The 506-nt window shown below is 45.3% G+C and carries 1 protein-coding gene; it reads right to left on the bottom strand.

Going from position 1 to position 506, the window contains the following annotated elements:
• Positions 1-506: pyridoxal phosphate-dependent decarboxylase family protein (locus tag R8O10_RS27760; RefSeq protein WP_318192298.1), on the bottom strand; the 506-nt coding region annotated here is incomplete at both ends.

Genomic DNA, 506 nt, shown 5'->3' on the forward strand with positions numbered 1-506 from the left:
TGACAATTGTGCTCTTGGAACACTTGAGCGATCTGCGACAGAGGATCGACGTTCCCCGTTTCTGTTGTGCCAGCGACACCGATAACCGCAATTGGTTTGATGTTTTGTTCTTTAAGCTCGGCAATTTTTGCTTTTAGGTCGTCAACAACAATACGGTTGTTTGCATCGGTTTTCACCGCGACTAAACCCTCTTGACCTAAGCCAAGTACGTCTGCTGCTTTTTTAAGTGAATAGTGACCACGTTCAGAAACCAGAACTGCAAGGCCTTCGTAGCCATAGTACTTCATGGCTTTGAATAGACCTTCTTTTTCTACCCCTTTGAAATCACCATCTGCTTTCAACGCTTTGTTGCGTGCAACCCAAAGTGCCGTAATGTTCGCGATTGTGCCACCAGAGCAAAACGCACCAAGTGAATGGTTCGCGCTGTGCATCCATTTACGATAAAACTTGTCGTTTTGACCGTAAATTAAGCGGTGTAACATCCCTAAAACTTGACGTTCAAGAGG

The organism is Vibrio sp. 1727 (assembly GCF_033344415.1).
Lineage (GTDB): Bacteria > Pseudomonadota > Gammaproteobacteria > Enterobacterales > Vibrionaceae > Vibrio > Vibrio alginolyticus.